This is a genomic window from Micromonospora sp. RHAY321 (genome assembly GCF_023896955.1).
Classification (GTDB): domain Bacteria; phylum Actinomycetota; class Actinomycetes; order Mycobacteriales; family Micromonosporaceae; genus Micromonospora.
This window is the reverse complement of sequence record NZ_JAMHIW010000001.1, coordinates 761254-786568: the sequence shown is the minus strand read 5'-3', so window position 1 is coordinate 786568 and position 25315 is coordinate 761254. Positions and strand designations below refer to the sequence as shown.

The 25315-nt window shown below is 69.3% G+C and carries 23 protein-coding genes; 14 read left to right on the top strand and 9 right to left on the bottom strand.

Annotation, left to right across the window (positions count from 1 at the left end; genetic code table 11):
• The first annotated feature begins 41 nt into the window (after positions 1-41).
• The 3 genes from M8C17_RS03645 to M8C17_RS03635 all read left to right on the top strand — a co-directional run bounded on the left by M8C17_RS03645 (position 42) and on the right by M8C17_RS03635 (position 2671).
• Positions 42-1232, top strand: coding sequence for a helix-turn-helix domain-containing protein (locus M8C17_RS03645; RefSeq protein ID WP_252414876.1), 1191 nt, complete (start codon positions 42-44; stop codon positions 1230-1232).
• A 127-nt stretch (positions 1233-1359) separates the two neighbouring features.
• The gene (locus tag M8C17_RS03640; protein ID WP_252414875.1) at positions 1360-1527 is read left to right on the top strand and encodes a hypothetical protein; all 168 of its coding nucleotides are present in this window, start codon (positions 1360-1362) and stop codon (positions 1525-1527) included.
• A complete protein-coding gene (locus tag M8C17_RS03635; protein WP_252414874.1) occupies positions 1517-2671 on the top strand; it encodes a helix-turn-helix transcriptional regulator in 1155 nt (384 codons plus the stop codon). The genes M8C17_RS03640 and M8C17_RS03635 overlap by 11 nt, the downstream gene beginning before the upstream one ends.
• Before the next feature lie 107 nt (positions 2672-2778).
• On the opposite strand, the gene M8C17_RS03630 is transcribed toward M8C17_RS03635, so the two are convergent.
• Positions 2779-3369 (bottom strand): SMI1/KNR4 family protein, encoded by a 591-nt coding sequence (locus M8C17_RS03630; protein ID WP_252414873.1) that lies wholly within the window; start codon positions 3367-3369, stop codon positions 2779-2781.
• Positions 3370-3579: 210 nt separating this feature from the next.
• On the opposite strand from M8C17_RS03630, the gene M8C17_RS03625 reads away from it, so the two are divergent.
• The 5 genes from M8C17_RS03625 to M8C17_RS03605 all read left to right on the top strand — a co-directional run bounded on the left by M8C17_RS03625 (position 3580) and on the right by M8C17_RS03605 (position 7114).
• Positions 3580-3975 (top strand): VOC family protein, encoded by a 396-nt coding sequence (locus M8C17_RS03625; protein ID WP_252414872.1) that lies wholly within the window; start codon positions 3580-3582, stop codon positions 3973-3975.
• A gap of 24 nt (positions 3976-3999) precedes the next feature.
• Positions 4000-4683, top strand: coding sequence for a TMEM175 family protein (locus M8C17_RS03620; protein ID WP_252414871.1), 684 nt, complete (start codon positions 4000-4002; stop codon positions 4681-4683).
• A 285-nt stretch (positions 4684-4968) separates the two neighbouring features.
• The gene (locus M8C17_RS03615; protein WP_252414870.1) at positions 4969-5631 is read left to right on the top strand and encodes a DUF4097 family beta strand repeat-containing protein; all 663 of its coding nucleotides are present in this window, start codon (positions 4969-4971) and stop codon (positions 5629-5631) included.
• Positions 5632-5662: 31 nt separating this feature from the next.
• Entirely contained in the window at positions 5663-6478 is an 816-nt protein-coding gene (locus M8C17_RS03610) for an alpha/beta fold hydrolase (RefSeq protein WP_252414869.1), read from the top strand.
• Positions 6479-6670: 192 nt separating this feature from the next.
• On the top strand, positions 6671-7114 hold the full coding sequence (locus tag M8C17_RS03605) for a DUF5990 family protein (RefSeq protein ID WP_252414868.1): 444 nt from the start codon (positions 6671-6673) through the stop codon (positions 7112-7114).
• An 18-nt stretch (positions 7115-7132) separates the two neighbouring features.
• Here the strand turns inward: M8C17_RS03605 and M8C17_RS03600 are convergent, their stop codons facing one another.
• Positions 7133-7849, bottom strand: coding sequence for a TetR/AcrR family transcriptional regulator (locus M8C17_RS03600; protein WP_252414867.1), 717 nt, complete (start codon positions 7847-7849; stop codon positions 7133-7135).
• A gap of 112 nt (positions 7850-7961) precedes the next feature.
• On the opposite strand from M8C17_RS03600, the gene M8C17_RS03595 reads away from it, so the two are divergent.
• Complete coding sequence (locus M8C17_RS03595) at positions 7962-8945, top strand: NAD(P)-dependent alcohol dehydrogenase (protein WP_252414866.1); 984 nt, start codon at positions 7962-7964, stop codon at positions 8943-8945.
• 144 nt (positions 8946-9089) lie between these two features.
• Positions 9090-10085 (top strand): hypothetical protein, encoded by a 996-nt coding sequence (locus tag M8C17_RS03590; protein ID WP_252414865.1) that lies wholly within the window; start codon positions 9090-9092, stop codon positions 10083-10085.
• 86 nt (positions 10086-10171) lie between these two features.
• Here M8C17_RS03590 and M8C17_RS03585 read toward each other — a convergent pair whose 3' ends face one another.
• A complete protein-coding gene (locus M8C17_RS03585) occupies positions 10172-10846 on the bottom strand; it encodes a helix-turn-helix domain-containing protein (RefSeq protein WP_252414864.1) in 675 nt (224 codons plus the stop codon).
• Between the two features lie 188 nt (positions 10847-11034).
• Here M8C17_RS03585 and M8C17_RS03580 point away from each other — a divergent pair, with 188 nt between their 5' ends.
• Positions 11035-11622 (top strand): dihydrofolate reductase family protein, encoded by a 588-nt coding sequence (locus M8C17_RS03580; protein ID WP_252414863.1) that lies wholly within the window; start codon positions 11035-11037, stop codon positions 11620-11622.
• A gap of 45 nt (positions 11623-11667) precedes the next feature.
• Here the strand turns inward: M8C17_RS03580 and M8C17_RS03575 are convergent, their stop codons facing one another.
• The 6 genes from M8C17_RS03575 to M8C17_RS03550 all read right to left on the bottom strand — a co-directional run bounded on the left by M8C17_RS03575 (position 11668) and on the right by M8C17_RS03550 (position 22715).
• Positions 11668-12378, bottom strand: coding sequence for a carbonic anhydrase (locus tag M8C17_RS03575; protein ID WP_252414862.1), 711 nt, complete (start codon positions 12376-12378; stop codon positions 11668-11670).
• 78 nt (positions 12379-12456) lie between these two features.
• A complete protein-coding gene (locus M8C17_RS03570) occupies positions 12457-18501 on the bottom strand; it encodes a tetratricopeptide repeat protein (protein ID WP_252414861.1) in 6045 nt (2014 codons plus the stop codon).
• Complete coding sequence (locus M8C17_RS03565; protein ID WP_252414860.1) at positions 18485-18859, bottom strand: CU044_2847 family protein; 375 nt, start codon at positions 18857-18859, stop codon at positions 18485-18487. Before M8C17_RS03565 ends, M8C17_RS03570 begins: the two co-directional genes overlap by 17 nt.
• A 254-nt stretch (positions 18860-19113) precedes the next feature.
• Entirely contained in the window at positions 19114-20169 is a 1056-nt protein-coding gene (locus M8C17_RS03560; RefSeq protein WP_252414859.1) for a glycoside hydrolase family 43 protein, read from the bottom strand.
• 138 nt (positions 20170-20307) lie between these two features.
• A complete protein-coding gene (locus M8C17_RS03555) occupies positions 20308-22350 on the bottom strand; it encodes a glycogen debranching N-terminal domain-containing protein (RefSeq protein WP_252415079.1) in 2043 nt (680 codons plus the stop codon).
• Between the two features lie 5 nt (positions 22351-22355).
• A complete protein-coding gene (locus tag M8C17_RS03550; protein WP_252414858.1) occupies positions 22356-22715 on the bottom strand; it encodes an SCP2 sterol-binding domain-containing protein in 360 nt (119 codons plus the stop codon).
• 179 nt (positions 22716-22894) lie between these two features.
• Between M8C17_RS03550 and M8C17_RS03545 the strand changes: the two genes are divergently transcribed.
• The 3 genes from M8C17_RS03545 to M8C17_RS03535 all read left to right on the top strand — a co-directional run bounded on the left by M8C17_RS03545 (position 22895) and on the right by M8C17_RS03535 (position 25241).
• Positions 22895-24205, top strand: coding sequence for an alpha/beta fold hydrolase (locus M8C17_RS03545; RefSeq protein WP_252414857.1), 1311 nt, complete (start codon positions 22895-22897; stop codon positions 24203-24205).
• Positions 24206-24263: 58 nt separating this feature from the next.
• Positions 24264-24764: a DUF6584 family protein gene (locus M8C17_RS03540; protein WP_252414856.1), complete on the top strand. Its 501-nt coding sequence runs from the start codon at positions 24264-24266 to the stop codon at positions 24762-24764.
• Positions 24765-24878: 114 nt separating this feature from the next.
• Positions 24879-25241 (top strand): hypothetical protein, encoded by a 363-nt coding sequence (locus tag M8C17_RS03535; protein WP_252414855.1) that lies wholly within the window; start codon positions 24879-24881, stop codon positions 25239-25241.
• The last annotated feature ends 74 nt before the right edge of the window (positions 25242-25315 follow it).

The window sequence follows — 25315 nt, the reverse complement described above, 5'->3', positions numbered from 1 at the left end:
TGGCCGCTGTCCCAGTCCTCTACCTAGGGGTGGGCGAAGGCATGGTGAAGAAGCCGGACACCATTGGTGCCAGGATCCGGTACTGGCGGATGCGCCGGGGAGGAATGACTCAGGCCGTCCTCGCTGGGCTCGCTGGCGTCACCCAGTCCTACGTGTCGCAGGTCGAGTCGGGCCGGAAGACTATCGACCGCCGTTCCACTCTTGTCGCTCTAGCTGCTGCACTCCAGGTCACGGTGGCCGACCTGCTCGGCCAGGGCACAGAGTCCGGCGATCCGGCCCGCGAGAGCGCCGCCGAGTGCGTACCGGCGATCTGGTCGGCCCTGATCGAGATCGAGGACGGCGAACGTCGCGCTTCGACCTACACCAAGGACCGTCTGGCCGCCGAAATCGCCCGCAGCGACCAGCTCCGCAACTCGTGCAACTACCCGGCGATGGCTCGCCTGCTCCCCGGCCTGCTACTCGAAGCCGCCGCCGTGGGTGGGGCCACGCTGGTTCAGGTCGCCTACCAAGCCTCCACCTGCCTCCGGCACCTCGGATACCGACACCTGGCGCTCAATGCCGCTCGGGTATCCGTGTTGGCTGCTGAGGACGTCGAAGATTGCGCATGGATCGGGGCATCTCGGTTTGCGTACGTGCAGAGCCTGCCAATCGAGTCGGCGCGGTTGGCTGCCGGAGCTGCCGACCGGTCGCTGGCGGAGCTTCAGGGAAACGCAGCCGACGTCCGGGTCCGGCAAATGCTCGGCCAACTGCACCTCACGGCTGCGCTCGCCTCCACGGTAGATGGTCGACCGGATGATGCCCGCCACCATCTCGCGGAGGCAACGCGGGAGGCGGCGAGTTTGGGAGATCCCGCTGACGGTGGCGGCTTCAACGATTGTTGCTTTGGGCCGACCAACGTAGGGCTATGGAAGATGTCCATCGCAGCAGAGCAAGGCGAGTCCGGCAAGGTGATCGAGCTGTCCCGGACGGTACGACCACAGGTGCTGGTGGCATCTAATCGCCAGATGTCCTACTGGCTCGATGTTGGCCGAGCGCTGGCCGACGGAGGTCGCCGGGACGCGGAGACCCTCGCCGCGTTTGTGCAGGCTGAGCGGGCTGCGCCGATTCCGTTCGCCATCAACCCCCTCGCCCGCGACGCCGTGGTGACGCTGGCGCAGCGTGCCCAGCGCCGAGCCATCCCCGACGAGCTGCGGTTGCTGGCCGGCCGCATCGGCATCAACCTGGCCGCATAACTGGCAGTAATTCCGCCATCACTGATCCGCCCTAGTGTCCGGTTTGGGCCGCACTAGCGGCCCGTGGCCTGGTGCGGCGGTGATTTTCCCGAGCATCACCGCTGGGCCTCTAGCTGAGGAGGCGGGGATGAGCGGTCAGGACGACGGCGCTCCGGAGAACAAGAGCGAGCAGGGGGAGGCGGCCGAGCGGGAGGCCGCCAAACAACGCCTGCTCGCGCAGGCCGAGGCGGAGCGCGTACCGGTGGAGGACACCACCTGCGCGGTCCCGGACCGGCGGTGGCGGCGTGACCAGTGATGACGTCCCGATCGGCCGCCGGGTGGCGCGCTGGCGAGTACGGCGGCAGATGACGCAGCAGATGCTCGCCGACCGGCTTCGCAGGTCGAAGAGCTGGGTGGACAAGGTCGAGCGGGGCGTCCGCACCCTGGACCGGTACTCGGTGATCCAGGAGCTGGCCCACGTGCTGCGTGTCGACCCGGAGGTGCTGCTCGGCCAGCAGCGGAGCACACCCGCCGGCACACCGGACGGGGTGGACGACATCCGGGCCGCTCTCGCCCGTTACGACACCCCGCAAGCCCCCGCCCACGCAACGGAAGAGCTGAGAAGGCAGGTCGGGTACGCCTGGTTGACCTACCAGCACGCGCACTACGCGCAGTTGGTGCGGGTGCTGCCGGATCTGCTCGACGCCGCCCAGGGCGCCCAGTCAGCGGAGCTGCTGGTGCAGGCGTACCGAATCACCTCGTCGGTGCTGGTGAAGCTCGGCGAGGCCGACCTCGGGTGGCTGGCCGCCGACCGGGCGATGGCCGTGGCGGGCGACGATCGGGTCCTTGCGGCGACGGCGGCCGTGTCGGTCGGGCAGACGCTCCGCGCGGCGGGCCGGGACCGGCTGGCCCTCGCCGCGACCCTCACCGCCGCGAACCGCATCACGCCCACGGCGCAGCGGCTGGCGGGGGAGTGGGCCGTGGGCGGAACGCTACTGCTCCAGGCCGCCCTGGCCGCCGCCGGCTGCGGCGACACCCGCCGCGCCGAGGAGCTGACCGACCGGGCCGCCGGGATCGCCGCCGGGCTCCGGGAGTACGACGACCCGCACCGAACCAGCTTCGGGCCGATCGCCGTCGACCTGGCGCGGGTGGTGGTGGCGGTCCTGCGGGGTGACGCCGCCGAGGCGGTGCAGCGGCACGTGACGGTGATCCGGCGGGAGGCGTGGCGGCGGCTGCCGGCCGAATATCGGGGCGCGTACCTGGTGGATGCCGCGCGGGCGTACCTCCAGGTCGGTGACCTGCGCGGCGCCGCACGCGCCCTGGTGGACGCGGACAGCGTCGCGCCGGCCGAGGTCCGGTGCCGGCCTCTGGCGCGTACCGTGATCGCCGAAGTTGCCCGGGGCCACCCGGCGCCGGCAGGCGTGGCGCGACTTGCGACGCTGGTCGGCCTGACCCGATAACCGGCCCCGCCTTCACGAGCCGTGTCGCCGAGTGTCAACCACCCCCTGTTGGCGCTCACGTCGACCGTTGACTTGGACAGCGTCGTGGTGAGAGCGTGGTTGGCTGGTCAGCTCTCCCGGTCCGGGTCGGTGAAGGCATCCCATTCCTCGGCGCTGGAAATGGTCTGTCCGGCTGGCAGATAGAACGCCCGTCGCGGCGGATCGGCAACCGTGAAGGGCTTGAACTCCGGATCGGCAATCAGCCGATAGACGAATTCCGCGATGGACATGTCGAGCCGGTGCCACGGCTCCAGTGGGTCCTTTCGGACGATCAACGGCCACCGGTCGGCGTCCACCGAGCGGTCAGCCAGCCAGAAGTACTCGCCCTCGGTCTGGTCCGAAGCCCAGCGGATCAGACCCGGTCCCTTGTCCGGCTCATACAGTCCGTAGGGCGTGAGGAACCGCTCGATCATGTCGCCCTCGCGGTTGTCCTGCCGATACCTCCGCCATGTCCCGAGCAGTGACGCCGAACCTTGATCGGCGGTCGGCGGCAGAACGTACAGGTATGCGGAGAACGATCCCGGTCCGAAGTAGCGGTAGATCTCCTTGTAATCGGTCGGCAGTGTCACCCCGAGTTCGGATTCGGCCTCGGCCCAGTCGCCGTCGGAAGGCTCCTGACGCCACCTGGTCGCGTCAACGATCCGGTCTGTCCAGTTCACTGTCGGTCCTTTGTCTCAGCAGTTCATGGAGCAGGGACATTGTGGATGACCGTTCACCACGTGGCCCCTGGGTGGTCCACGCCGGGAGGGTGATGCTGGTCGGCGCCGCGCCAGCCGAGGTTCGGTGCCGGCCGTTGGCACGTCAGGAGGATCTCGGAGCTGTCGGACGGGCGGATATTCTGAGCGCCGTTCGCGCTATCGGGGAGAGTCATGACAAGTAGGTTCACCGAGTTGGCCGTTGACTGCCACGATCCGGAGAGGCTCGCCGCATTCTGGTGCGAGGTCCTGAACTTCACGGTGATCGACCAGAGCGAGGGCAAGGTCGAGATCGGCTCCTGGGTGCCGACCGTCGAGGATGTCCGGGCCCGCCAGATGTCGCCCACCCTGGTGTTCATCCAGGTGCCCGAGGGCAGGACCGTGAAGAACCGGCTGCACCTCGACGTCAGCCCGATCGACGGCAGCACCGAGGACGAGGTGACCAGGCTGCTCGGCCTCGGTGCCACCAGGGCGGATGTGGGCCAGGGCGCAGACCGGAACTGGGTGGTCCTGGCAGACCCCGAGGGCAACGAGTTCTGCGTCCTGCGCACCCTGGCACCGCAGAACTAGGCCGCGACCGGGCTGCCGCTGTGAGTGGCGGAAGCGGACGTGCTGCGTTATCAGGGCGTGCGTTCCAATAACGGCACTCCACGGCTCGCGCGTAATCCGAGCCGGTTGGCGGCTTTCAGCGACGCTGTCTTCGCCATCGCGGTGACGCTCCTCGTGCTGGAGATCCAACCGCCGGAGGACTTCGGGCATCTCCTGCGGGGCCTCGGGGGGTTGTGGTCGTCGTACCTGGCGTACACGTTGAGTTTTCTGCTCATCGGGCAGGTGTGGGTCAACCATCACGTCATGTTCGACCGTGTCCGGCACGTCGACCGTGAGGTCCTGTTCCTCAACACGGTGCTCCTGATGGTCATCGCGTTCCTGCCGTTTTCCACGTCGCTGCTCGCCGGCGCGTTGCGCGCGGAGCAGGGCCTGCGTACGGCGGTCGTCGTCTACGGCACCACACTGTGGTTGGCGGCGGCCCTGTTCAACGTCATTTGGGCCCATCTTCGCCGCGCCAAACTGCTGGACCCCAGCCTCGGCCCCTTCGGCGTCCGGGCCATCGGCCGCCGATTCAGGCTCGCGCTGGTCTGGATCGGCTGCGGCATCCTCGTCGGCGCGTTCGTGCCGATCGCGGGCGTCGCCATCATCGCCGGCCTCCTGCCCGCCTACTACCTGCCCATCCGCGGCGAGTACGGCGAGGACGGCAGGACCGCCGACCGGCCCGACTAAACGGTCGGGTCGGGCCAGCCGTCACTGCGCGCGCCGCCGAGGTGCGGTGACGTGAGCTGCCCGGTGATCCTTCATGGCCGTCGCTGACCCTCGCTATAGCGTTCATTCTTCGTCCATTGCAATGGTGAGGCGTTGCACGTTGCGTTGATCCCAAGAACGTTGCAACGATTTCACGGCGCTGAACAGGGAAAACGCGAGTTCCGTGCAACGAAGACGTTGTCGTCATATGGAAAGCAACGTAGCGTTTCCGGTGTCAGAAACAACGAGCGAGCACCGGAGAAGACGATGCAGAAGTTCGACACCCCCGCCCCGATCGCCGCCGTCCTGGACATCCCCGCCGGACGCATCCAGTTCATCGCCGCAGACCGCACCGACACCACCGTCGAGATCCGGCCCACCGACCCCTCCAAGCGCCGCGACATCAAGACCGCGGAGCGGACCACCGCCGCCTACGTCGACGGCGTCCTGCGGATCACGACCTCGACCCCCAACCAGCTCATCGGCCCTTCCGGATCCCTGGAGGTCACCGTCCAACTGCCCGCCGACTCCCGCATCGAGGCCAAGACAGCCAGCGCCGAGCTCCGTGGCGTCGGACGCCTGGGTGACGTCGCCTTCGAAGGCGCGTACCGCCGGATCAAGATCGACGAGGCCGCCAGCGTCCGCCTCACCGCGATCGATGGCGATGTCGAGGTCGGCCGGCTCAACGGCCCCGCGGAGATCCGCACCGCGCGGGGCGACATCCGGATCACCGAGGCCGTACGCGGCAGGGTCGTGCTCGGCACCCAGTCCGGCAACATTTCGATCGCCGCCGCCACCGGCGTCTCGGCCGCCCTGGACGCCGGCACCGGCTACGGCCGCGTCAGCAACGCCCTCAAGAACAACGGCAACACCCAGCTAGACATCCACGCCACCACCTCCCACGGCGACATCACCGCCCGCAGCCTCTGAGCACGACGTCAACCGAACCAGGAGTGGAACCATGACGATGAACAGCACCTCCTCGACCAATGCCAAGTGGACCGGCATGGTGCCGGTCGAAGACACGGCCCTGGCCGTCACCGACACCGGCGGCCCCGGGATCCCTGTCCTCTACCTCAATGGCCAGTTCGCCACCCAGGGGTACTGGCGACGGGTCATCGCCGAACTGGGGACGGGGTGGCGGCACATCACCTACGACGAGCGGGCCCGCGGCAAGTCGAAGCGGTCGGCGGATTACTCCTTCGAGGCCGCCGTCCGGGACGTCGATGCCGTTCTCGCGGCTCGGGGTGTGGACCGGGCGCTGCTGGTGGGCTGGTCCTACGGGGCGTTCGTCGGGGCGCACTGGGCCAGCCGGAATCCAGAGCGTGCCCTGGGTGCCGTCCTGGTCGACGGCGCGTTCCCGTACGACTGGCTCGACGACGCCATGGAGCAGCGGATCCGGAAGCTGTTCCGGCGGATGAGCTGGTTCCTGCCGCTGCTGCGCCCGACGGGCCTGGCCCCGCGGATGACCGCCGAACAGCAGGCGAACAGCAACATTGAGGTCGGCAAGATCTCCCGCGAGCGCGAGCTGGGCCCGGTGCTGGACGCCATCACCGTCCCGGTGCGGTACGTGGTCGCTTCGGGGACGTCCTTCGGAAGCAAGGGTGACGAGCAGGAACGCATTCGTACCAGCCTCGATGCGGTGACCGCCCGCAACCCGAACATCCAGATCGGCGCGAAGGTCACCAGCAACCACGGGGCGATCCTCAAGAAGGACTTCCCGGCCATCGCCGAGGCCGTACGTGAGGTCGCCGCCCTCGACCACAAAGGGCGCTGAGGACACCTCCACACGTCCTACTCTGCACCGGCAGCCACCAACATCCGGCCCCGTCCGGGCCTGATCAACAAGATCAGGCCCACGGCGGGGCCGGATGGCGGTTGGTACCAGGCGCGCGTGGGACGAAGCCGTACCCGGTGAAGGGACACCGACCCGGCCGACGATGGTGGTCGGGAAACTAGAGTCGGTGGTGTGCGGATCCGGATCGACGGCAGCGACCTCCCGGGGCGGCGCGCCGGTCCGGAAGCCGACGCCCTGCGGCTCGGCAACGTGCACGTCGGGGTCCAGCGCAAGGCCGACGTGGTCGATCAGGTATCGGCCGACGCGGCGAGCGCGACATGGCGCTTCGAGGTGTCCAGCCCGGAGGTCGACGGGATGCTCGACGTCGGCGGGCCGTGGGTGCATGGGCGCCCCGGAGCACGGTTCCTGTACCTGAGCTGGGGCGCGGTGACCGATGACGGCTTCGCGATGTTCAGGCGGGCGAAATTGATGTTCACCGACATCCCGACCGAGCTGCTCCGCGCCGCGCACGAGGACCGCGGGATGCTGGTCGGCCGACTCGGGCTGACCGACGCCGCGGGCGGGCCGGTGTGTGCTCGGGTCCACCCTCCCGCCATCGCCTGGACGCTGGAGTGATCGGCTCAGGCTGACGTCTCATCGGGGCCGGCGCGACGAACTCCAGCCCTGCTGTTGCAGCCGCTCGATGCCGTCCAACAGCAGGTCCAGCGCGAACTCGAACTCGAACTGGTCGTCGCAGCCCTGCCCCACGACGGACCCGTCGTCATGGGACGCGGCCATGGCGATCTCCGCGACGTGCGGGAACCTGGCCGCGACCTCCGGTGGTAGGGCCGTCGGTGGTTCCGGCTCGGTCGTGCCGGACCGGCCGGCGCGGCGGGACGCGTCGAACAGTTCCTGGCTGAAGCCCAGGATCCGGCTGCCCATCGCGTGCATCACGTGGTGCGCGAGGTCGACGGAGAACCCGCCGGCCCGGAACGTCCCGATCATCGAGTCGAGGTAGGCCAGGACACCCGGCGTCGCCATGTTCCGCGACTCGATGGCGAGCGGAGCCCAGGGGTGGCGCCGCAGCACCTGCCGCGCCGAGAGGATGCGCTGGCGGACCACGTGCTTCCAGGCGGCGTCCGGCAGCGGCGGGTCGATCTCGCCGACGACCACGTCGATCATGCCGTCGAGCAGTTCGTCCTTGTTGGTCACGTGCTTGTAGAGGGCCATCGGCACGACGCCCAGATCCTGGGCGAGGTTGCGCATGCTGAGCGACTCGATCCCGGCCTCGTCCGCGAGCGCGACGGCGGCGCGCAGGACGCGGTCCCTGCTCAGCGGCGTCCGGCGCAGCGTCTCAGCCTGCTCAGCCATCTCGCTCCTTAACGTCCGACGGTGTTTGAACCCTAATCCTCTTGACAGGTGTACGGCGTACACCTACATTCAAACCGCAAGGTGTACGCCGTACGCCTTGAGGGGAGGAACAATGAGAGCCATCGTCCAGGACCGATACGGCCCCCCGGAGACCCTCACGATCGCGGACGTCGAGGTGCCGGTGCCCGCCGCCGACGAGGTGCTCGTGCGGGTCGAGGCTGCCGCCCTCAACGCGTACGACTGGCATGCCATGCGTGGTGATCCCCGGGTGGCGCGGTTGGCCATGGGCCGGTCGCGGCCCCGGGCGCGCATCCGCGGCCGCGACTTCGCCGGCCGGGTCGAGGCCGTCGGCGCCGACGTTCGACAGGTGCGCCCGGGTGATGCCGTCTTCGGCGACCTCGGCGACGCGAACGGCGCGTTCGCGGAGTACGTGTGCGTGTCCGAGACCCAGGTCGCAGCGAAGCCGGCGAACCTGACGCCGCAGCAGGCGGCTGCCCTTCCGCTGGCCGGCATCACCGCGCTCATGGGCCTGTGTGACGTCGGGCAGGTCGAGCCCGGCCACCGCGTTCTCATCAACGGCGCCTCCGGCGGCGTCGGCACCCTGGCCGTGCAACTGGCCAAAGCCTTCGGCGCGACCGTGACCGCGGTGTGCAGCACCCGCAACGTCGATCTGGTCCGCTCCATCGGCGCCGACCACGTCGTCGACTACACCCGCGACGACTTCGCCGACGACACCCGCCGCCACGACGTCGTGTTCGACCTTGTCGGCAACCGCTCACTCGCCGCGCTCCGGCGGGTGCTGACCCCGACCGGGACGCTGGTGCTCTCCGGCGGCGGCGTGTACCGCGGCGGCAGCCTCCTCGGACCGATCGGGCTCATCGTGCGCGGGCGGCTGTTGGCACCCTTCGTCCGACACCGCATCGTCGTCCTGACGACGGCACCCAGCCGGCAGCACCTCGACACTCTCCGCGCCCACGCCGAAGCCGGCCGCCTCACCCCGGTCATCGACCGGACCTATCCGCTGCACGAGGTGCCCCAGGCCATGCGGTACCTCGAAGGTGAGCACGCGCGGGCGAAGGTGGTCATCACCCTCTGACCCACTACCTCGCGGCCGGCCTGGCCGGTCGCCGCAGGGGACGGAAGTCCGACGTTGAGGGGACTGCCGGCCCTCGGCTGGTCCAGCCTTGAATTCGGCCCACCGTGGGGGCGGGCCGTACACAAGGGACTGTGGAGGGTCGGCATGCTGATCATCGCTGAGGACAAGGCGACGTACCCACCGGACGGCCAGATCCCCAACCTGGAGACCGACGACAAGGCGTACGCCGAGATCGTGACGCGGATCAAGCCACTCCTGCCCGCCGACTTCGAGGAACAGGTCGTGGGCAGGCTGACCACCTGGTCGGCGAGCAACCTGCTGCGCAACCAGAGCTTCGCCACCTGGGCCGAAGCCGTCGCCGCCGCGACGAAGTACGCGCAGGGCGAGCTCACGGGTGCCACCGACACTCAACGGCAGCGTGACCACGTCCTCGACGGCGACGACCGGGCGAAGCTCGCCGCGGCTGTGGGGAGCACGGGTCGGACCGACGACCCGCACATCACACTGCGCGACAAGAGCCGCAGGTGGGCCAACTGTGGCATGGCCGCGTTCCAGATCCGCGAGCAGTTGCACAACAAGGGCGGCGAACCCGTCCGCCGGTCCGCCCACACCTACGGGGCGGGTGAGGGTGCGGCGCTCCGGCAGGCTCTGCTCGTCCAGCCCGCCAGCGCGGAGACCGTTCTGCTGCTGGACTGTCAGTTCCCCCAGGTGCACAACTTCATGATCGAGGTGCACCACGACGGGTCGCGCTACCTCGCCCAGGGCTACCAGGGCACCTACTTCGCCCACTGGTGGCTCGGGCTGGACGACAGTTACTCCGGAGAACCCAGTGCCGAGATCATCGATCTGCGCAAGCGGTACGGGTTGGGTCACGCGATCAGTTCGCCGGAGTACGCGACCCTGCTCGACGGTCTGGCGAAGTCCATCTCCTCCGACTGGCAGGAAACCGCGAACCAGTGGCGGAAGCTGCCGTTCAACCCGGACCAGCAGGAGATCGACGGAATCAGGCGACGGGCCGAATCGCCGACATGCATGGTGGAGGTGTTCGAGCTGCGCAAGCCGGCGGTGGCCCGCTCGGCGCTCGGCGGCGGCGACGTCTCGCTCAGCGAGCTGGCGACCCGAGGGCTGGCAACCGACTGACCGGCGCGGGTCGGTCGGGGATGGGACGCAGTCGCGCCCCTCAGCGCGGCTCCTGTCGTCGGCCGGCCCGCACACCCACCCGAACGTCAGGGCGTGGATGGCTGCGGTGCGGGTGCGAACGGGGCCAGGAGAAGGTCGGTGAGCCGCCGCCTGGCGTGCTCGTCACCGCTCAGAAGCAGCATGCCCGAGTCCTGTGCCGCTGCCATGGTGATCTGGTGGAGGCAGACGGCCCGGAGGGTGTCGACGTCGGTGGTGAGTGTCGCATCGGGCTCGGGCGCTGTGCCGCGACGGAGCTGGACCGAGTCGTCGGCGACCTCGGCGAGGTACGTGTCGGCGTCGATGTGGAACTCGTAGACGCCGCGTAGGTCAGCGGCTCGCGCCGGGTCGAAGGCTGCCTTGATGCTCAGCAGCAGGGAGTCGATGCCGAGGTCGCCTTCGGGCAGCTGCGGGGACTGGCTTCCCCAGCGCCCGAACTGTAGGAGGACGGGCTCCAGGGCGCGGCCCCATTCGGTGAGGTCGTAGAGGTGGACCCGCGTCGGCGGCCCCAGGTCTCGCCGTTGCACGACGCCGTGCTCGGTCAGCTCGCGCAGCCGCTGGCTCAGCACGTTCGGGCTCACCCCGGGTAGGCCGGCGAGCAGGTCGTTGAAGCGCCTGGGGCCGAGCAGGAGGTTGCGTACCACCAGCAGCGCCCACCGTTCACCGATGATGTCCAGCCCACGCGCGACACCGCACGGATCCCCATAGCTACGCGTCCCGCCCACGATCTCCACACTACATGACTCCTAATTCAGGAGTGCCACTTGTTCTGTAGGAGTCGACCCTCTAGCTTGGCTCTCATGAGCCTGCTCAGCGCCCGTCCGCGCGGCGCTCGGGGCGGTCAGAGGCCAACACAGCCCGAGGCGGACCGACCGCGGCGCCGAGGATCAACGCACCAAGCCGGAGGACGAAGATGCGCAAGATTGTCGTGTCGATGTGGACCAGCCTCGACGGTTTCGTCGCGGGCCCGGACGACGAGATGGACTGGCTGCTGGTCGAGGACCAACTTCAGAGGTACGAGCGGGATCTGGTGGACGACGCCGGCAGCCTGATGCTGGGCCGGATCACGCACTCCGACTTCGCCAGCTACTGGCCTCTGGCCGCCCAGAATCCTGACGAACCGGACGACGTCCGAGGATATGCCCAGCGAGTCGACGCCTTGGAAAAGATCGTCGTCTCCGCCTCAGGAAACATCGCAACCTGGAAGAACACCCGGAGACTCACGCACCTCGACCCCGACGAGATCACCGAACTCAAGCGGGGGTCCGGCGGCGACATCGTGGTCTACGGGAGCCTCGCGGTGATCCGGTCCCTTGCCGATCTCCGGCTCATCGACGAGATCCACCTCCTGGTGCATCCCGTGTACCTGCGCCGAGGCAAGGCGTTGTTCGGCGGCGGGCAACCGCCCGTACGACTGGAGCTGGTGTCCGCCGAGCCCTTCGCCTCCGGTGTGGTCCTCATGAAGTACCACCCCATCGACGACATCCCAACCGCGTCCTGAGTCCCCTGGCCGCTCGTACCATCCGAGCGGCCAGGGGGATGCTCGTCAGGCCACCAGCGAGACCCGCCCGTTGTCCAGGTCGTACCGGGCGCCCACCACCCGCAGGGCACCCTCGTGCACCTTCTCAGCGATGATCGGGCTGCGCGCGGAGAGCGCAGCCACCTGCGCCGCGATGTTCGCCCGGACACCGTTCTCCACCGGGTCGCCGGGCTGGTCCAGCACCGGCTCGACGATCGGGCGCAGGCTGTCCACGATGGTGCCGATGTGCCCGGGCGCCGAGGCGCCGCTGCGGATGGCGTCGATGGTGGCGGTGATCGCTCCGCAGCGCTCGTGGCCGAGGACGACGATCAGCAGGCTGCCGAACTCCTCCACGGCGAACTCGACGCTGCCCAGCAGCAGGTCGTCGACGATGTTTCCGGCCACCCGGTTGTCGAACAGGTCACCCAGCCCCTGGTCGAAGAGCACCTCGGGGGCCACCCGGGAGTCCGCGCAGCCGACGGTGATGGCGAACGGGTGCTGGCCGGCGGCGAGCCGGTGCAGGTCGTCCAGGCTCTGGTGGGGGTGCCGGCCGTGGCCGGTGGTGAACCGCCGGTTGCCGGCGAGCAGTCGGCGCAGCGCTTCGGCGGGCGTACCAACCGGGTTGTCGGCCGGCGCGGCGGCGGCCGCGGACGGGCTTGCCGCGGAGGCGCCGAGCGTGACGGCGGCGGCGCCACCGACGGCCAACAGCGAACGGCGGGACAGCGGGGAACGGTTCACGATGATCTCCCGGGAGGTGAGGCGACTGCCTACTTCTACCAGCCGATGATCGACGATGGTGATTCAGGGCGCGAACGACTACGTGGTGGCCTGCGGCCAGGCCGCTACCAGGGCATCGACGGCTTCGGGTGCCACGATGGACCGCAGCCTGTCGTAGAGCGACTCCTGTCGGTAGTCCTCGACACGCCACAGAACGGCCGCGCCCCGCAGCTCGGTGACCGCGCCGTCAACGTCGCCGGTGAGCAGTCGCGCGATCGACCGGAGTTCCCGGTTGCGGAACGGCGTGACGCTCTCCTCGTCCTCGTAGGTCAGTGCATCGCGCGCGAGCGCGCCGGCCTCGTCCGGGTCCCGCTGGTGGGTCGCAATCGCCAGCAGCACGGCGGCCTCGATCGCGTTGGCTGGTCCGAGTCGAATCGATTCCCGCAGCTCGCGTTCACCGTCCGTCAGTCGCCCGGACAGGACGAGAGCCTCGCCGTAGTTGGCCCGGCACCAACTTGCCTCCGGTGCCAGTCGCGTCGCCTCGGCGAATGCCGCCACTGCTTCGGGAAACCGGCCAAGGCGCGTCAGCATGCGACCATGGGCGTCATGCGTCAGCGGGTCCGCAGGGTCAAGGGCGAGCGCGGCGGTGATTGCCGCAAGGGCCTCGGTTTCCCGGCCGAGAGCAAGCTCCACCTGCGCGAGGACGCGCTGGCTCATCAACGAGCTGGCGTCCAGGCCGATGGCTCGGCGCAGCGCGTCGGCGGACTCCGAATACCGTCCGACCCGGTGAAGTTGCAGCCCGAGGCCGGACAGATACAGCGCGTTCTCGGGGTTCGCCCGGGTGGCTGACCAGAGCCACTCGTCCGCCTCGTCGTCGCGTCCGGCACGGCTGAGCGTCACGCCCTTCGTGTAGTGCGCCCGGGCGTTCACCGGATCGAGCTGGAGTACGACGTCGACCTCGGTCAAGGCCTCCTCGTAACGTTCGGCGCCGGTCAACACCTCGACCAGCGCGAATCGTGGCTCCATCAGCTTCGGGCGCCGCGTGAGCGCCTCGCGCAGCATCTCAATAGCCTCCTCGAGGCGGCCGACTCGGGACATCGCGGTCCCGACGTGCGCGAGGTAGTGCGGGCTGGTCGGTGCCAGGCGGTGCGCCTGCTCGATCGCTTCGAGCGCTTCCTCGTGCCGATCGAGACGACCGAGGACGATGCTGCGGACGGAATGGGCAATGTGGTCGGACCGGTCGAGGTCGAGCGCGATGCTGATCGCGGTCAGCGCCTCCTCGTGCCGCTTGACCGCAGAAAGCGCCCCAGCGAGCGCACGATGGCGCATGCCAGCGCTCGGCTCGAGGTCGGCTGCTCGCTGGTACGCCTCGACGGCGTCGGCTTGCCGCCCGACCCGTTGCAGGGCGATACCGAGGGCGAAATGACGGACAGCCGACTCGGGCTCGCGCTCGACGGCACGTTCGTAGTCGCTGAGCGTGGCGGTCTTCACGCCTTCCACGTAAGCGTCGCGCAGCTCGCCGGTCACCTCGTCACTCCAGCCCATGCCGAGCTGGAACTGGTCGAGGATCGACGACCCGTACTGCCGTTCCCCCGGCGGCCGGTTCTGCCCGGCGCGCCGCACGAGGTGCAACGCCAGTTGGTGCTGCTCCAACTGCTCGGCACCGACCGCCGCGTACACCCAGCCGAGTTCCTGGTCCGCGAATCGCATCGTGGCGAACATGCCGCCGTAGAACAGTTCGCGGTAGTCGTCGTCCTCGAGCCGACCCTTCAACCAGTCGATCAGCGCGGAGTACTCGAAGATCATGCCGGCGTCGCCGTCGGCGAGGCGACTCGCGACGAAGAACGCCGCCTCGTGGCGGCCCCAGTTCGGATCGAGGCCGACGCTGAGGTTGAGAACGCGCAGCGCGATCTCCGATCCGATCAACTCGGCATTCTTGGTGGTGAGGTTGCGCCACCGCTCCCACCGGCGTGCGTCGGCAGCTCCGACCCACTCGGACAGCACTGCGGAGACCCTCGAGATGCTGATCAACAACGAATTCGCCCGGATCGCGTCCGGCACCGGCGGCGGCACCGTCCTCCCGCTGCGGATCTCGTCCTTCAGCGCCGCGAATTCGTTGCGGACAACTGCCCTGTGCTCGGGGAACTCCTGCTCGATGAAGCCGAACGCGGCCTCCTCGTCGTTCGAGTCGACGTAAGCCTGGAACTCTTCGATCTGCTCGGCGAGCATGAGCCTGTACAGCTGTGCGCCAACACGTAGCTGCAGCGTCTGGTAGATCCAGCCCAGGTGCTGCCGCATCTCCACATCGGATCGGAACTCGATGCCCAGCTCGGTCAGGAGCGCCGCGTCGAGGGTTATCGGTGACGCGGACGGCGCTTCGTCCACGGCCGACCCGTGTTGCAGCTCACGCGCTGTCGCCAGCAACTCGGTGAGCACGCGGAGATCGACCGCAGCGCGCTGGAGGAACTCGAAGATGATCCGGTAGCCGCCCCGTTGGCCGCGCGCCACGGTGATGAACTCATCGAGGTCGCGAACGAGCCCGTTGCGGGCCAGACCAAGGATCAACCGGTTGTGCCATACCTGTGGCATCGCCGCGACCGTTTCGGCCACCGCGTCGGGCGTGGGAACGCCCTCGGATGTCTTCTCGATGCTGAGCACCGCATCGCATCGCACGCTCCAGTCCAGGTCTGGGGCGTTCGCCACGGTCTCCAGGCACTGCTGCCCGCTTCGGCCGGCCTCGGCCAGTCGTCTCGAAGCGTCTGGCCACGAATATGCCCCATCGCCGGGCTCCCGAAGGAGGCTCATCAGCACCATCTCCGCCGACGGCAAGGCATGCCGGACCATCTCGGCAACGATCTCGAGCCGTGCCGGCCGATTGATCTCCTCCGACGTGGCGAGCTCGATAAACGCCTCCTCGTCGGCAAGCGTGGCATCATGGCGCAGGAGCGTCTCGGCCAGCTTGAATCGAATCCACTTCTCCACGCCGCTGTCGCTGTGCAGGTTCACGGCGGCAGTGCTGCCGCGACTGTCGTGGACTGCCACGAGCGCGCAGACGTGGCGGACCTTCAGATCCAGCTCGATGCCGCCATAGTCGAGTTGTGCCGCGAGGAGATCCCGGCCGGCTTCTCCCTGGCGCGCCAACGCCCTGGCGAGCGATTCTCGAACGGTCCAGTGCACATGGGGGTTGACCAGCGCCGCCGCGGCGGCCGGGATCGCTTCGGCCACACCATCCTCGACCAACGCGAGTGTCAGTTCGGCGCGGTCGTCGTATTGGGGGTGCTGGCTTGCGAGCAGTCGCATGGCCGGCGCGACCACGTCTGGCACCGCCGCGCGCACCAGATCGGCGTACAGGCGGCAGCGCAAGCCCCAGTTCATGGTGCGGTCATCCGCCGTGGCCCGGACTGCCTCGACACCGGTGGGGCCACATTCGAGAAGCGCGCGGCCGACCTGCACTCGCCCGCTCGTGAAGATTCCCCGGTTGTGCAGCAGCCGGATCGCGGCGGCGACCGCTGGATACGAGTGTGGGCGCAGAGCGCCCAGGAACGCCTCCAGTTCTTCCCGGCCGGCCCCGGGTCGCTGCAGCAGGGCGAGAACCAGGTCTGCGGCATCGCTCGTGTTGAGCGCGACCAGCCCGGCGATCAGCCGCAGCCGCAGTGGTTGCGGGCAGCGTTCCGACGTTACGAGTGTCTGCGCGCGGCGGACCGCCACGGTGTCACGTACGTCCAGGAGGCTTGAGACGGCGGTGTGTGCAATCTCTGCCTCGATGTCCGAGTGCGGGGCTCCCTCAATGCCCTCGCGCCGCTCCGTCGGCTGATCCAGCACCTCCACCTGCTCCCGCGCCCACTCCCGGAGTGGCCGGCATGGTGAGCGCAGCAGAATGCCCAGCGCGTCGACGGCCCGCCGTCGCTCGAAGGCCACCGGTGACCGGGTCGCGACAAGGATCGCATCCCGTACGGCCTCCGCGGACAACTCATCGCGGTAGTCGTTCGCCTCCACGATGATCTGCGCGGCCAGTGTGCGTTGCGTGACCCAGGGGTCGCCGGTCTCGGAGACAATGTGCGCGACCAGCGCAGCCGGGTCGGTGACCAGGCCAGCCGCGGCCACGAACACGCGCGTCCAACTTCCGTCCAACCAACGGTGTCTATCGATGCAAGCCAACTGCTGGTCCAGCGGCAAGCCGGCGAAGTACGTCGCCAGCAGCGTCTCCCTCAGGATCGGGTGGATGAAGCGGACGGTCGGCCGCATCCGCGCGTCGTTCGCCTCGACCAGAATCCCGTCGTAGAGCAGTTCCCAGAGGACCGGCTCGGCCACGTCGGCAACCGACGTCGGGGACGACTCGTGGTGTGTTGCGATGCGGACCGCAGCGGTGGCGGCAACCGCCTCGTACTCGCGGTGGCGCCGGAGCCCGGCGCGTAGGTCCGACTTGGGGATGTCCTCGACGCCGCCGCGCCACGAGTCCTGAAGGTCACCGAGCACCTCGGCCAGCAGACGCATGCGCAGAACGGGATCGGGCATGGCCTCGCTGTGATCCGGGCTCCTGGCGCCGTGCCAGCGGCCGGACAACAGATGCCGGGTCACATCGTGGTAGAGCTGGGGCAGCGTGGCACGGCGATAGTTCTGACGCTGGGCCGGGTCCGCCAGCCGGCAGAGGAACGACAACAGCAGCGGGACCTCGGCGAGCTGCGCCAGCTCCGCACGGTCGGCGAACGCAGCGAGCAACGAGTTGGCGGCTTCCTCCCGGTCGCGCAGCCAGGCCTGGACGAAGTTCACGGTCTCCCGGGTCGAGAAGCCGACGAGCTCGAAGTCCTCACGCTTGCCGACCGCGATCTCGTCGATTATCGGTAGGCCGGCCGGCCGCGACGCCATCAGCAGCGTGTTGTTGAGCGACAACAGCGTGACCAAGCTGAGTTTCAGCCTCGATCGAAGACCGTTCGGCATCTCGTCGAGGCCGTCGACGCAGAGGAGTACGCGGCCGTCAGTGAGCGCACGTTCAACCACGGCGACGTACCCCTGGACGTCGTTCTCGTCCGCCTGCCCGTGCGACAGCGTTGCCGCGATCAGCGTCCGTGCCAGCCCTCGCACGTCCAAGCCGTACCCGTTGTCGGCCGCGAGCGTCGCGCACGTGAGATGCACCGGGATGACGCAGTCGTCGATCGACCCGCCCCTGTCGAGATGATGCCGGGCATGCCGTGCGGCGTACAACGCCTGGTGCGCGAGCAGCCAGGACTTGCCGAACCCTGGATCCCCGGAGACCACGGTGAGGCCGGACATCGTGCGTTCGCTCCGCCATCGCTGGCGGAACGACACGCCGTCACCCGACCGGGTGCCGCTGACGTCGCGCCGACGCAGCCAGATCGTCTGGTGCAGCGCCTCCGCGTCGACTCCCTCCGGTAGCGCCTCCCGTCGGGACTCGGCGTCCCGGATGACCGCGTCCACGATCTCCAGCGTCGCGGCCACCGGGTCCGGCCCCTCGAAGTCGCCCGCCTTCGCCGCGCGCCACGCGGGGTTCGTCCGGTAGTGGAGCTCGTTCTGCGCCCACACCGAGTGTTCGAGGTGCTGAAGTTCGGCGGCGGCGACGACGTAGGCGCCGTAGGGCTTTCCCACACCACGCGTCGCCTTCACCACGCCGACGATCAGGCCGGCCTCCCGGTCGAGCACCGGCGCCCCGCTCATCCCGAATTCCACCGCGCCCTGTTTGACCTTGAACACGTCGACGCCCTGCTCCTCGAGGAGCCCCTCGACGTCGAGTAGCGCGAGGTCGTTGCCGAATGCCGCACGCGGGTCGATGGACCGGCTGTGTCCAATCGCGAGCAGTTGCGTTGCGGTCCCCGGACGGCCGAGCAGTACACACGGCATGTCCTCGAACTCGCCCGCGCGGGCGACGAGCACGGCCAGGTCGGGTAACGGGTACGGCTCGATGCCCGGTGCGACGGTCGCCGGATGCTTGGCCGACACCGACAGCGCGCGCAGCACGCCCTGCCGGTCGGGAGCGAAGACTTTACCGTCCACGACCTCATGCACCACGTGCGCGACCGTGACGGCGAAGCCGGACGCGACGAAGAACGCGGTGCCGAGCAGTGTGCCGGCCGCGTCGGTCAGGGGGACGGTGGCCTGCCGAACGAGACCCTCAAGCTTCGTCGTCACTGTCGCTCCGCTGATCGAAGCTCCACTTGAGGGTGACCTTCATGGACGCGTCGACGGCAGCGTCGCCGAACAGCACAAGTATCTGACCGCTCTTCGCGCTGAATCCCAGCCCGAGCTCGACTTCCGCCTCGGTCGGGGTGAGGGTCTCGATCGCGCCCTTCACGAGGTCGCCCACCTCCTGGAGCGTCGCGGTGAGCCTACGGAAGTCGAACGCGCGGAATCGAACGTCCTGGACCGTCCCGGTGTCCTCGCCGACGGCAGCGGGCGCCTCGTCGAGGCTCCGCAGCATGACCGTCCGGCCGCTCGGCAGGCGGACCTCCACCCACGATTTTTCGACCAACTCATCGTCCTGCGGCATGCACATCGCCACCCATCTGCTATGAGTCATGATCGATGCGAACCGATGTCACTCTATTCCGGGACGGGTGCGGTCGTCATGGGTGCCTGGGCATTCGCACCGTTTCGGTTGACCACTCGGCATCGATCCCCGTGAAAGGTGCCCATCTCGCGAGTTCCGCCCGCCGAGCATCCGTCCTCCGCCGGGCATTCGGTCAGCCACCGGTCCCCGCGTGGCGAGCAGGGCGAAGCACAATACGGGTGTCGGCCGGCGGATCATTCGAAGAACTTGATGCTGAATCCGGTGTCGGTCGTCGGGCCGGGCACGTTGGCGCGGCGGTAGGTGGTGTTGCCCCACCAGCAGAAGGTGCCGGTGTACCAGTACCGGTTCTCCCACGAGTACGGGGTGCCCTTCGGCACGGCGTGGAACATCAGCGGGAACCTCGGCCCGGCGGGCGGGCTCGTGGCGATGTCGCCGTTGAGCAGCACGAAACTGTGGTGGCCGGGGCCGTTCACGTGCAGGGTGGGGTCCCAGCCGGCCATCATGGTGGCCCGGTTCGACCCGAACAGGCAGCCGTTGGACTTGTACCAGTCCCACACGTAGGTCGGGTCGCCGCCGGCCCGCAGTCGCAGGTCGGCGATGCAGTACTGGTCGCTCCAGCTCCCGTTGGCGGAGTAGACGATGTGGAGCTGCCCGTTCGGGTCCCGGATCGCCTCGGGTGCCTCGTTGATGAACGGGTTGCCGACGACGCGTTCCCAGCTCTCCCTCGGCTGGGAGATGATGAACCGGTTACCCGTCGGGGTGAGCGGGTCGCTCATGCGGCTGAGGTAGATGTTCTGCTCGACGTTGGTGTCGCCGGCCCATCCCGACCAGACGAACCACCGCTGCCCGTTGAAGGTGAACAGGCTGCCGTCGATGGCCCACTTGCCGCCGGGCAGCGCGAGCTGCCTCTCGGCCGTGTAGCCGCTGGCCGGTGACGTCGAGCTGATCGCGTACATGCGGTGCGCGGCGCCGCGTCCCGCCGAGAAGTAGATGTAGTAGCGGCCGCCGTCGGTGACGATCTCCGGGGCCCAGACCTCGCCCAGGTTGCGGGTGTCCGTCCACACCTGCCGTGCCGGTGCGGCGGCCAGCCCGTCGGTCGACGACGCCTGGCGCACGGCGATGCCGCCGTTGAGCGACTGGACGGAGATGTAGGTGCCGCCGACGCGGATCACGCTCGGGTCGGCGGCCCGCAGGCTGGTCTGCCCGGCGACCGCCGGCCCGGCGCCGGCGAGGGACAGCCCGAGGGCGAGCACGGCGGTCAGTACGGCGGAGAGGAGTTTCGGGGTCACGGTGGTGGTTCCCTTCTCAGCGTGCGGCTGGAGGGCATCGTTCTCATCGATGACCGTCGAACTCCTGTCTAGGCCCCGGTGTCGAAGCTGTCAATGGGCTGCCGGGCCTGCCTGGTCGCGGGCTCGTGGACCTGCGGCCTACGGCTGGGCGGGGCGGTGACGGGCGAAGGCGTCGACCTTGCCCCAGCGGCCGGGGATGTCCAGCAGCGCGATCCGTGCGAATCCGGACGGCAGCGCCGGGTCCACGGCGAGGTGGTCCTCGTGCGGGTTGATGCCGAGCATGGTCCGCAGGAGCAGCATCGTCGCCCCGCTCGACCACGCCTGTGGGCTGCCGGCGGTCGGATACCGGACCGGGTAGCGGGTGGTGCTGCGGTCGAAGCCACCGAAAGCCTCGGGCAGGCGCCCCTGGAAGTACGTGGCCGCGTAGAGGATGCCCTCCGCGATGCGGCCCGCCTCGCTGGCGAACCCGTACCGGCGCAGGCCCCAGGCGATGAACGAGTTGTCGAAGGGCCACACGGTGCCGTTGTGGTAGCCGAGCGGGTTGTAGCGGCTCTGCCCCTCGGCGAAGGTGCGCACCCCCCAGCCGGAGAAGAGCGCCGGACCCATGAGGTGGTCGACGACCCGCTGGGCCCGCTCCGGCGGCACGATGCCGCTCCACAGCAGGTGCCCGATGTTCGAGGACAGGCTGTCGACGGGAGTGCCGTCGCCGTCGAGTGCCAGGGCGTAGTAGCCGCGGTCCTCGAGCCAGAAGTCCTCGTTGAAGCGGTCGTACAACGCCGCCGCCTCGCGCTCCAACCGGTCGGCGTAGATGGGGTCGCCCCAGAACGTACGGGCCAGCCGCGCCCCTCGGATCTTGGCGTCGTAGGCGTACCCCTGTATCTCGCAGGTGGCGCGCGGGAACGTCGGCAACCGTCCGTCGGCGAAGGAGATGCTGTCCCAGGAGTCCTTCCAGCACTGGTTCTCCAGGCCGGTGGTGCGGTTGCGGCTCTCGTACCAGATGTAGCCGGTCGACCTCAGGTCCGCGTACCGGTCGATCCACGTCAGGGCCGCGCGGGCCTCCTGCTCCAACTCCATCACCAGCGCCGCGTCGCCGCTCCACCGCTCGTACTCGTCGAGCAGCACGACGAACAGCGGTGAGGCGTCCGCCGTGCCGTAGTAGGGGGAGTGCGGCTGCTCCTCGAACGCGGCCGACTCGCCGTAGCGCAACTCGTGCAGGATCCGGCCGGGATCCTCGTCCAGCACGTTGTCGGTCCGGGCGCCCTGCAGTGAGGCGAGGATCCGCAGTGTCGGCGGGGTCAGCGACGGTGTGACGGGCAGGGTCTGCAGGCAGGTCAGCAGGCTGTCCCGGCCGAACAGGGTCATGAACCAGGGCAGCCCGGCCGCGGGCACGCTCGCGCCGCGAAGCGAGAGCGGAGCGAAGCGCAGCGCCGCCAGGTCCACCAGGCTGCGGTGGTAGACCTGCTGGAGAGCGACGCTCTCGGTGTCCAGTTTCGGGGCCTCCGCGACCCAGGCATCCACGCTGTCGGGCAGGGTGGACTCGTGCGGGCGTAGCGCCCGTAGGGGGGCCCGGAAGTCGACGCCGTCCGGGCGCAGCGCGCGCATGACCGCCTGCAACCGGGTGGACCACTGCTCCCCGGGCCGTAGCCGCGCCGTGAACCGCAGTCCGTGCGGGTCGAAGGTGGCCGGCTCGCTCGCCGTCACGGAAACCTCGCGCCGGTACGTGCCGCGCCGATAGCCCAGCCGCAACTCGTTGCCGTCGACGTGGGTGTAGTGACTGCCGACCTTGTCGCGGATGTTGAACTTGATCTCGAAGATGTCGGCGAAGTCGGCCGCCACCTCGAGCCGCACGTCGAGATCGACGTCCTGCTGACCGTAGTTGAAGATCGTCAGCGACTCGGTCAGGTCCGGGCCGATACGTCGCCGCCGGATCGCCGACACGTCCGCCTGCACGTAGTCGACCGCCCCACCCGGCACCAGGAAGAACGTCACCTCGTAGTACTGGCTGTCGTCCACCGACAGCGCGGCCAACCGTTCACCGTTGATGGTGAGCACCCAGTGGGACAGGAAACGTGTGTCGGCGGCGAACAGCCCGACCGGGGTGCTGCTCGCCGACTCCACGTCGCCGCTGGCCTCGGACACCATGAAGGTGTTGCCGTCGATGCACGACACGGTGCCCGGGATGTCCCTCATGACTGCTTCTCGCTGCCGGCGTCGGCCTGCTCCGGCGCTCGGGGGAACAGGCGTCCGATGCGCAGTGCCATGGCGAGGTCACCGTCGACCTGGATCTCACCTCGGAGGATCGCGGCCAGGCCGTTCACCTCGCCCCGAGCCATCGCCTCCGCGAACGGAGCGGACACCGTGATGACGGTCCCGGCGGGATCGCCGCTCCGCGTCACGCGCATCCGGCCATGATCGATCATCAGGAGCCACTGCTCCACGCGGTCGCCGTCCCGGATGTCGAATCGCACGCTCCCACAGATCTTGCTGAACCGCGGGTCCTGGCCGGCGACCGTCAACCGCTCGAAGAAGGCACTGGTCGCCGTCATCCGACCTCTCCCGGCGCTGGTAGGGGCGCCTGCCGGCTACCCACTGCACGCGCCGGTTAACTCTGTGCGGCCGCCTTCCGTGACGGGTCGCCACCTCGGCCGGACCGGCGCCGGCTGTCACGTACGGTGGCGGCGACTGTCAGAGATGCCGCACCTCAGGACTACCCGGGAAGGGAACCGTGCCGACCTACCGCCACCCAGGCACCGTCATCACCGACCACCGCTTCGGCGTACCGCTGGACCACGCGGACCCGGCCGGCGAGCAGATCGAGGTGTACGCCCGGGAGGTCGTGGCCGCCGGCAAGGAGCGCGAGTCGCTGCCCTGGCTGCTCTTCCTGCAGGGCGGCCCCGGCGGCCGGTCACCGCGCCCGGTGGGCCGGGACGCCTGGCTGGACCGCGCTCTGGACGACTACCGGGTGCTGCTGCTGGACCAGCGCGGCACCGGCCGTTCCACCCCCGCCGACCGTCACACGCTGCCGCTGCGCGGAGACGCGGCCGCGCAGGCCCGCTACCTGGCGCACTTCCGAGCCGACTCGATCGTCCGGGACTGCGAGCTGATCCGCCGGAAACTCCTCGGCGCCGACGGCCGGTGGAGCCTGCTCGGCCAGAGTTTCGGCGGCTTCTGCACCCTCACCTACCTGTCGTACGCGCCCGAGGGCGTCCGCGAGGCCTTCGTGACCGGCGGCCTCCCCGGCCTGCGCAGCACCGCGCAGGACGTCTACCGGGCCGCGTACCCGCGCGTGCAGCGCAAGGTCGAGGCGCACTACGCGCGCTACCCGCAGGACGTCGAGACCGTCCGCGCCGTGGTGCGGCACCTGCGGGAGCGGGAGGTGCGGCTGCCGGGCGGCGGGTCGCTGACCGCCGAGGCGTTCCAGGCGATCGGCACCACACTGGGCACCGGCAACGGTACGCACACCCTGCACTACCTGCTCGAAGACGCCTTCCTGCCCGGGATGCCCGCCGGCCAGCTCTCCGACCCGTTCCTCGCCGAGGTGCAGAGCCAGCTCTCGTACGCGAGCCGCCCGCTCTACGCCCTGCTGCACGAGCCGATCTACGGCCAGCGGTCGGTGACGCCGGAGGGCACCGGCTGGGCGGCCGAGACCGTCCGCGCCGAGTTCCCGCAGTTCGACGTCGACGAGGCGCTGGCGGACGACCGGCCAGTGCTGCTGACCGGCGAGATGATCTACCCGTGGATGTTCGCCACCGATCCGGCGCTGGCCCCGCTGCGCGAGACGGCGGAGCTGCTGGCACGGCGTGCGGAGTGGCCGGACCTGTACGACCCGCAGCAGCTCGCCCGCAACGAGGTGCCCGTGGTCGCCGCCGTCTACCACGACGACATGTACGTCGACACCGACGACTCGTTGGCCACGGCGCGATCGGTGTGCGGCCTGCGCACCTGGATCACCAATGAGTACGAGCACGACGGCCTGCGGGTCAGCGACGGCCGGGTCCTCGACCGACTGATCCGCCTGGCCCGCGACGAGACGTGAGGAGTGGCCGCCGGAATTGAGCTTTCCGTCCGGTCGTGGGCCGCTGAGAATGACCGCCATGGCGAAAGATCACGTGCTCGCGAAGGTGGATCTCGACCTGCGGCGGGGGCACGTCCACCCGGCCATGCAGCGCCTGGCGAGCCTGACGGCCGCGTACCCCGACGACCTGGACCTGCGGGCGCGGCGTGCCGCGCTGTACCGGCAGGTCGGCAACCTGGCCGAGGCCGGGCGGTGGGGGTTCCTCGGCGAGGACGCCACCGCGGAGGAGATCGGCGCGTTCGAGAGGGCTCACCCGGATGCCTGGCGGCGCCTGCTCGTGCTGAAGGTCGACGCCGACCCCACCGACCGGCTCGGGCCGGTGGCACGCGCGCGCTTCGGTCGCCTGGTCGAGCAGGCCGGACGGGAAGACCGGGTCGCCTGGACGGAGGCCGGCCCCCGTCCCGAGTCGCCCGACGGGTGGCGCGATGCCCTGCCCTGCCTGGTGGCAGCGCTGATCGGCCTGGTCGTCCTGGCGCTGGCCGTGCTCGGGCTGGTCACCGTGATCCGGTGGGCGCTCTAGCCAGGTGATAGGCCCGGCGCTGTCGTAGCGGCCCGATGTCTACGAGAAGCGAGAGGTTCGAGCACATCCATCGATATAGGCTGGGCTGAAAGTCACCTTTGTGGAGGGAGACCGATGACCCCGCGACGAACGAGTGCTCGGCTGGCAGGTATCGCGCTGCTCGCGGCGGCGGTGACCTACGTGGTGCCCGCGACACCGGCGTCGGCGGCCTGTGGGCAGGGCTGGTCGGACCGGAGCAGCCGTACAGCCGTGGTGACGGCAGACGGCGTCCGATACCGCACCGGGCCGCACACGTCCTGCACCGCCTATGGCCAGGTGAATCGTGGCGTGACGGCGTACCTGGACTGCGCCACGCGCGGCGACACGGTCAACGGCATCGCCGTCTGGTGGCACGTGCGCTTCAGCACCGGTGGGTCCGGCTTCATCAGCGGGGCGTACCTCAACCCGTGGGTCCAGTACACCACCGAGAACTGCTGATCGGCCGATCGGCCGGGACCAGGGCTCGCACTCGCGACGAACGACCTGGTCCCGGTCGATCGACGGTTCGACGT